This is a genomic window from Micromonospora sp. CV4, assembly GCF_003667455.1.
GTDB lineage: Bacteria > Actinomycetota > Actinomycetes > Mycobacteriales > Micromonosporaceae > Micromonospora.
In genome coordinates, this window is sequence record NZ_RCVI01000164.1 from 1 (window position 1) to 7754 (window position 7754).

Annotated in this window: 6 protein-coding genes; 2 read left to right on the plus strand and 4 right to left on the minus strand. The window is 75.0% G+C overall.

From position 1 onward, the window contains the following. A partial coding sequence (locus EAD98_RS03715; RefSeq protein WP_121652670.1) for a hypothetical protein occupies positions 1–526 on the plus strand: 526 nt, incomplete at its 5' end. 35 nt (positions 527–561) lie between these two features. Here EAD98_RS03715 and EAD98_RS03720 read toward each other — a convergent pair. Both EAD98_RS03720 and EAD98_RS03725 read right to left on the minus strand, forming a co-directional pair. Continuing rightward, the gene (locus EAD98_RS03720) at positions 562–4248 is read right to left on the minus strand and encodes a hypothetical protein (RefSeq protein ID WP_121652671.1); all 3687 of its coding nucleotides are present in this window, start codon (positions 4246–4248) and stop codon (positions 562–564) included. Positions 4249–4417: 169 nt separating this feature from the next. After that, positions 4418–5230 carry a DNA-formamidopyrimidine glycosylase family protein gene (locus tag EAD98_RS03725; RefSeq protein ID WP_121652672.1) on the minus strand — a complete coding sequence of 271 codons (813 nt, stop codon included), beginning with the start codon at positions 5228–5230 and terminating at the stop codon, positions 4418–4420. A 109-nt stretch (positions 5231–5339) separates the two neighbouring features. On the opposite strand from EAD98_RS03725, the gene EAD98_RS03730 reads away from it, so the two are divergent. Next, positions 5340–6593 carry a hypothetical protein gene (locus EAD98_RS03730; protein WP_121652673.1) on the plus strand — a complete coding sequence of 418 codons (1254 nt, stop codon included), beginning with the start codon at positions 5340–5342 and terminating at the stop codon, positions 6591–6593. A 7-nt stretch (positions 6594–6600) separates the two neighbouring features. Here the strand turns inward: EAD98_RS03730 and EAD98_RS03735 are convergent, their stop codons facing one another. Then, positions 6601–6861 carry a CPCC family cysteine-rich protein gene (locus EAD98_RS03735; protein WP_109815454.1) on the minus strand — a complete coding sequence of 87 codons (261 nt, stop codon included), beginning with the start codon at positions 6859–6861 and terminating at the stop codon, positions 6601–6603. A 47-nt stretch (positions 6862–6908) separates the two neighbouring features. After that, positions 6909–7478 carry a GNAT family N-acetyltransferase gene (locus EAD98_RS03740; RefSeq protein WP_199723273.1) on the minus strand — a complete coding sequence of 190 codons (570 nt, stop codon included), beginning with the start codon at positions 7476–7478 and terminating at the stop codon, positions 6909–6911. Positions 7479–7754 lie beyond the last annotated feature (276 nt).

The window sequence follows — 7754 nt, forward strand, 5'->3', positions numbered from 1 at the left end:
GTCGCGGGCCCGGCTGGTGGCCGCGGTCGAGCGGCTGCCGATCGGTTCGGGGGTGCTGGCCGAGGTACGCCGCGTCCGCAGCCGCGTCGCGCTGCGCGGCACCAGCGCTGGGCAGCAGTGGGCCCGACTCGACCGGGCGGCGCTCACCCTGGGCGGGATGGCCAACCGGCTCACCGGCCTGGCCGAGCCGGCGGTGCTGGAGGCCGCCGCCGCCGACCAGTCGCTGCGTGACCTGGCCGCCCGGGTGGCCAGCGTCGAACGGGCGCTGCGGTTGGCCCCGACCGACGCCCGGGCGCCGCTGGCCGAGGCGCACGGCGTGTTGACCGCCCAGTTGGAGAGCGGCGTCGCGGCCTACGAACGGCTGGTGGTCGCCGCCGCCGGCTACCTGGCCGAGGACGCCCGACCGGAGACCGCCCACCCGGCTGCCGCCCGGCTCACCGAGGCGACCGATCTGCTGCACGGCGTGGCCTCGGCGCTGGCCGAGCTGCGCGCGGTCGGCACTCCGTTGCGCGCGCCCACCCGCTGAGCACGCCCGTCCGCTGAGCCGGCGACGCCGCCCACTCACGGCGGGGTGGTGACCGGGATCGGGTCGGTGTACGACGAGCTGCCCACGACGTTGAACGACCGGATCCGGTAGTGGTACGTGACACCTCGGGCCAGCCCGGTGTTGGTGAAGCCGCGACCGGTCACCGTGAAGGTGGCCACCTCCCGACCGAAGGCCGGGTCCACCGCCCGCTGCACGATGAACCCGGCCCCGGGGCCGGCCGGCGTGCTCGCCGTCCAGGCCAGGACCACCGTCGCGGTGTCCGGCCCCGGCGCGCTGGCGGTGACACCGACCCCGCTCGGCGTGACGGGCGCGGGTGGGGTGCTCACCGCGGCCACCGTCGACCAGGCCGAGGCGGCGCCCAGGTACGTGGTCCGCACCCGGTAGTAGTACGTGGTGTCCGGGGCGACCGTGACGTCCAGGTGGTTGTCACCGACCCCGATCGCGGTGGTGCCCGGGCCGCTGGTGAAGGTCGGGTTGGTGGCCCGCTGCACGTCGATGCCGGTGGCGAAGGAGCGGTTCGCCCAGCGCAGCGCCACCCGCAGCGGCGCGGCCGGCGGGATCGCCGCGGCCAACCCGCTCGGGGCGGCCAGGTGCACCGAGGCGGGCACGCTGTTCGACCAGGACGAGTAGCTCACGGCGTTCTCCGCCCGGATCCGGTAGTGGTAGGTGACGCCGGGGGTGACCGTCGCGTCGGTGTAGCGGGTGGCGGTGGCCGCGACGGTGATGGTGGTGACCTCGCCGCCGAAGGTCGTGTCGGTCGCCCGTTGCAGCAGGTGGCTGGTGGCCGGAGGGCGGCCGCCGTTGCCGGTCCAGGCAAGCGCGATCGCCGGGAGCGCGGTGGCCGAGCCGGGGGCCGGCGTGGCGGTCAGCCCGGTCGGCGCCTTCGGCGTCACCCGTAGCACCAACGGCCGGTTCATTCCGAGGTCGCGGTGACCGGCGAGCTGGCTGTGCCAGCGGTACTCCCAGCCCAGGTTGACCAGTTGGTTCACCACCAGGGCGGGTCGCCCGTCGGCCGGGCTGACCGGGGTCGAGCCGGTCCGGGCGCCGGCCGGACGGCCCGGGTCGAGCAGCCGGACGCTGTCGCCCAGCTTGAACGGCAGCGTCGGCGCGACCGGGCGCAGCGCCACCACCACGTCCTCCCGGGGGTTGACCCGGACGATCTCCTTCCAGCCCAGCTCGCTGCCGTGCGGGGGCCGGAGCGTGCCGTCCCAGCCGACCCGGTTGATCAGCTGCACGTCGCAGCCGCCGAAGCGCAGCGGCTCGGTCTGCCGCACGTTGCCGCTGATCCGCCAGAGTTGGGTGCCGTCGGTCGGCGCGCCGACCGGCACCGCCGGATCGGCGGCGAAGAGCACCTCGGTGACGGGATCGGTCGGACCGAGCGGCAGGGTCGCCGGGGTGAGCGGCCCGGCGTTCGGGTGACCGACGCCGAGCCGGCCGGCCAGCCGGCCGTGGTCGGGCTCGAAGACCTGTTGCGCGGCCTTCACCGCGACGGGCAGGGTGACCGGGCCGGCGGCGCCCGCCGGCGTGAAGGTGACCGTGCCGGCGTGCACCGGCACGGTCGTCTCGCGCGCGGTCCGGGTGCCGAACGCCGGGTCGTACGCCGGCTGCGGCACGATCGGCGGGCGCTGGCTGGCCGCGTACGCGAGGGGCAGCCGTTGGCGCAGCCGGGCCATGTCGTAGGGCGGGGCCGGCGCTCCGGTCACCCGGAACTGGAGCAGCGTGCGGGTGTTCGGGCCGTACCCCGGCTCGGTGGGGGGCGGGCCACCCTCGGCGCTCCGGTCCGGCGCGTCGGTGTGCTGGTCGTAGCGCGGGTCGAAGCCGGGCAGCGGCGCCGGGGCGTCGTTGTACAGGATCAGCGTGCTGCCCGGCGGCACGGCGGAGAAGTCGACGAGCACGTCGGCACGCTCGCCGGGAGCGAGCAGCAGCGTGTGCCCGTCGACGTTCAGCACGGTCGGGTCGAGCCGGTCGTAGCGGTAGCCGATCGGCCGGTTCGGCAGCACCACCGGGGCGGGCAGCAGCCCGGCCTCGTTGCCGATCTGGATGAACGCCGGCCCGGCCGCGCGGGGGTCCGGCACCCCGCCGTCGCGTCCGTCCGTCGGCCAGTCCGCCGGCCGGTCCGCGGCCCGCACAGCGGGCACCATCGGCACCTCACCGGCGTCGGCGTCGGCCAGGGCGCCGTCGTCCGTCCACATCGGCGCGTCCGAGCAGGCTCGGTAAAGCTGGAGGTTGAGGCTGCGGTCCAGGCACGCGTTGAGGATCCGGAACCGGTACGCGCGCGGCCGTACCTCCAGGTACGGGTAGGCGACGCCGTTGACCAGCGGGGTGTCGCCGTACACCTCGGGCACGGCCGACGGGTGCGGCGTGCCGGGGCTCAGCGGCGGCTCCTCCGGCGCGCCGACCGGATCGTGGTGCGGATTCGGCACCGGGCCGGGCCCGGTCAACGACGGTCCGCCGGTGACGCCGTCCGCCGACGGCCAGCCGTCCGCGACGGGCCAGCCGTCGCTCCGGGTGCCGTCCGGGGCGGTGGTACGCGACCAGGGGCCGTAGTCCCACCGGCCGGTCGGGTTGCGCCCACCGGACCGGTACGGGTTCTGCCGGGGCTGGTAGACGTGGGGGTGCCAGAGGCCGCCCCGCGCGCCCCAGCGTTCCCGGTCCCAGGTGGGGTCCTCGGCGGCGAGCTGGGTGTCGTCCGGCACGAACGTCTTGTCCTCGATCACCAGCGGCAGCTGGTCGGTCGGCAGCACCCCGTCCGCGACGAGCTGGTCCTCGGCCGGGTCGGTGAGCAGGTAGAGCGCGAGCTGCCCGCCGTAGACGGTGAGCCGGGCCAGGCCGAGGGTGTTGTCGTGGAACCACAGCAGCCGGCCGCTCTGCTCGTTGGGGTAGTAGAGCGTGGTGGCGCCGGCCCCGGGCGGCGGCATGTCCGGCACGTGGGCCAGGCCCGTTCCGGTCGGGTACGGGGTGATCTCCCCGGCCGGGGTGATCCACTGCCCCGGGTTGCCGGCGCTCGTCCAGCCGGTCTGCGCCCCGGCCAGGTGCAGCACCGCCCGGTTCTGCGGGTACGGCGCCGGGCCGTCCAGCGGGCCGGTGCCGGCTCCCTCGACCGTGTCGTCGACCGGCAGGAACAACTCGCCGGCCCGGCCGGTGGGGAGCTGGTTGATGAACTTCACCCGGACCGGTCGGCCCCGACGGGCGAGAATCATCGGCCCGAGATGCCAGGGCCGCTCCGGGGGCGCCACCGTGTTGTGGCCGGACGCGTCGGTGCCCAGGTTCAGCTGCCGGTAGCCGCGCAGCCGGGTGGCCGGCAGGTCCCGGTGCAGTCGTTGCGCGTACTCCTGCAGGCCGATCTCGTAGTAGTCGCACCCCGGGTAGCTGATCGTGTCCGGCACCGCCACCGGCAGGTACCCGCCGAGGTCGCTGCCACCCAGCTGACCCGGAGTGGGCAGCGCGTCGACGAACTTGCGCAGCCCGGTGCCCGGCACCACCCGTCCGTGCGGGTCGCGTGCCGGACGGGGGCTGTACGCGAAGTTCGGCACCGGCCCGAAGCGGTGGGGCACGACGGCCGGGTCGAGGCTGGGCGCCGGGGCGGCCTCCTCGACGGTACGAATGGCCGGCACGGACGCCACCCGCCCGTTGGTGCCGCCGTTGCTCTCGCGGGCAGTCCGCTCGAACCAGGTGGAGCGGAGTCTGCGAAAAATCGCCATGGCTCTCCCCGGGGTCGGGGCACGAGGGTCGCCACCCCTGCGTGGCGGCCTGGTCGGGCCCGGCACTCTGACGATCGGTGAGCACTCAACCGCAGCATGCGACTCCGGAGGCCGGTTAGGAATTACCCAATCGTCCGTATCTGGGATGACCTCGGTCCGTGCCGGCCGGTCAGGCGGGCGGCGGGGCCCCGGGATGCTCCGGTTGGCAGACCGGGCACCAGTAGGTGACCCGTTCGCCCATCTCCTGCTTGCGGATCGCGGTGCCGCAGCGACGGCAGGGTTGGGCGCGGCGGCCGTACACGTAGCTGGTCTGCCCCCGGTGCAGCGAGCCGGTGGTGCTCTGCGTCCAGCGGCCCCGGTTGGCGGCGAGCAGCCGCTGCGCCAGGGCCACCGTGCCGGCCAGGTCGGGCACCGCACGCACCGGCGTCCACGGCGAAACCCCGCGCAGGAAGAGCACCTCGCACTTGTAGAGGTTGCCCACCCCGGCCAGGTTGCGCTGGTCGAGCAGCGCTTCGCCGATGGTCTCCTCCGGGTGGGCGGCGAGCCGACGGACCGCCTCGGCCGGATCCCAGTCGGGGCCGAGCAGATCGGGGCCGAGGTGACCGACCAGGCCGTCCTCCTCCGCGGTGGGCACCAGGGCCAACTCGTGCAGGTGGTAGCCGACCGCGACCGCGCCGGGGCTGCGCAGCACCACCCGGATCAGGTGTGCCGGCCGCCCGCTCCAGCGTTCCCCGGGCGCGTACGCCCGCCAGGCGCCGTCCATCCGCAGGTGCGAGTGCAGCGTCCAGTGCGCCCCGCCGGCGGGAGCGGTGAGACGGAGCAGCAGGTGCTTGCCCCGGCTGGCCGACGCGCGGACGGTCCAACCGGTGAGGTCCGTGGTGGCCAGCTGGGGCACCCGGAAATCACTGCCGGTGAGACGCGCGCCAGCCAGCGCGCGGTGCAGCACGCGCGCGGTGTTCCAGACGGTGTCGCCTTCGGGCACCTCGCCATCCTCCCTCGTTCGAGCAAGATTCGCATGTGTCGCCATTTGTACTCAGGTTCCTCATGATCTCCCGACATGCGAGGGTCAGGAAGTTCTGAGGAGAATGCCCATGACACGACCCCGATGTCGTACTCGCTCCACCGCCCTCGTCGCCGCCGTGGCCCTCGCGCTCACCGCCGCGCTGCTGCCCGCCACCAGCCCCGTTTCGGCCACCCCCGCGGTCGGCCAGCCGCTGACCCTCACCGCCGCCGCACCGGGCGGCGAACGGTGGAACGCCGACCTGTCCGTCGTCGACCGGGACGACGTCAACGTCCGGCGCAGCGCCGCCGGGCTCCGGCTGCGCGAGGCCCGGGCCGCCGGGCGCAACCACAGCGCGGTCGCCGAGGGAATGCTGCTGACCGCCCCGCGCACCCTCACCCGGCCGGCCACCCGGGTCCGCGCCGAGATCACCGCGCAGGTGCCCGCCGGTGCCACCGTGGAGGCGCAGGTCCGGGGCTGGCGGGTCAGCGGTTGGAGCGAGTGGCGGGCCGCGACCGCCGGCGCCGTCTTCGACCGGCCGGTCAGCCGGGTGCAGACCCGGGTGGTGCTCACCGCGCGGGCCGGCGGCGCCACCGCGACGGTACGCGGCGTCCAGCTCACCGCCGACGCGACCGCCGCCGTCTCCGCCGCCACACCCGGCCGCACCTACCGGGTGTACGCCACCCGGATCGGACTGGTCGGCGAGCTGACCGCCAACGGCCGTACGGTGCAGCCGCGGGACCACTTCGCGGCGCTGCCGTCGCGGCGCGGGCTCTCCCCGCTCAACAGCGGCGACTACACCGTGCGGGTGTGCACCACCAACGGCTCCCGCTGCGAGTACGCGCCGGTCTGGGACGTCGGGCCGTGGAACACCCGCGACGACTACTGGAACCCGTCGGCCGTGCGGGAGAACTGGAAGAACCTGCCGCAGGGTCGGCCCGAGGCGCAGGCCGCGTACCAGTCCGGCTACAACGGCGGGCGGGACCAGTTCGGGCGTACGGTGCTCAACCCGGCCGGCATCGACCTGGCCGACGGCACCTTCTGGGACGGCTTGCGGCTGACCACCAACGCCTGGGTGGACGTGGCCTACCTGTGGACCGGTGACGGGCCGCGCGGGGTCGTCGGCGACGGGCCGCTCAACATCCGCACCGGGGCCAGCACGTCGTACCCGACCCGTGGCCTCGCCGCCCGGTTCGCCAACGTGCCGATCCAGTGCTACGTCACCGGCCAGTCGGTGGCCGGCCCCTACCGCACCACCACCCGGTGGAACCGCCTGGCCACCGGGCAATACGTCAGCCACGCGTACATCTCCGCCGTGTACGGCGGCTCCGTGCCGGTCTGCTGACCCGGGCTCAGCCCCGTCGGGCGCCGTCCGGGCGCTCGTCGGGGCGGGCCGGGCGAACCATGTCCTGATAGCGCGGGTGGCTGGCCCCGTAGACGGCGTAGTTGAGTCGGGCGTGCGAAAGGCTCAGGTCGCCGTTGGGGCCGCCCCGAACCGCGTCGGCGTCGGCGTCGGACTGGCCGTCGTCGGTCCAGAAGCAGACCGGGCAGGTCCCGCCGCCGGTCCGGGAGGCGCAGCAGGGACAGGCCACGGGAACCACGTGTTCACCCACCGGGGAAGCATTCCACAGTCGAACATCAGCCTGCGACCCGCACGAGGTCACCGGGGGCCACCCCGACCGGGACCGTCGTCGGTGGTCAGCGAGATCCAGGGCGCGGCAGACCTGCCGGCAGGCTGACCCTGGACGCCGGTGAGCAGCTCCAGGACCACCTCGTCGTGCAACGGAATCCCATCCTCGCCCACCACCGGAATCTCCGGCTTGAGCAGCCGGGCACGGTCCACCGCGCCCCGGTCCACGCGGACCAGCCGCATGCCGCGCCGCTGGTAGAACCGCAACGCCCGCAGGTTGTCGTTGGAGGTGATCAGCCACACCCGGGTCAGGCCCGCCGCAGCCGCCGTCGCCGTCGCCGCCGACAGCAGCGCGGTCCCCACGCCGCCACCGGACACCGCCGCCACCACGCTGACCACCTCCAGGCCCTCGGCGTCGACCCGGTGGGCCAGCGCGCCCACCACCGCGCCCGCGCCGTCCACCGCCGCCAGCGTCGGCAGGGTACGCAGGTCGTACCGGGTGTCGTGGGCGATCACGTACGGGCCGCCCCACTCGCGTTCGTGCAACGCGTCGACCGCCGTCCGCTCGGCAGGGCCGGCCGCCCGCACCTCGATAGCCACGTCCCAGCCTCCCGATCGCGCCGGTCTGCTACGCCGGCCCGGAGCGTACCCGCGTCGCCCGGTCGACCGGGGGCTGGCGGATATGGGACACCGCACTGGCCGACCGGCCACTCCCGCCATCGGGCGCTGTTGGGCAGACTGCCCTGGTGAATCCTCGGAACCTGCCCGCCGTCGCGGTCCTCGTGATCGCCGTCGCCCTCACCGCCGGCTGCGGCAGCGACGACGCCGCTCAGCCGGACGCCGCCTCGTCCGCCCCGGCCCCGGCGACCACCGGTC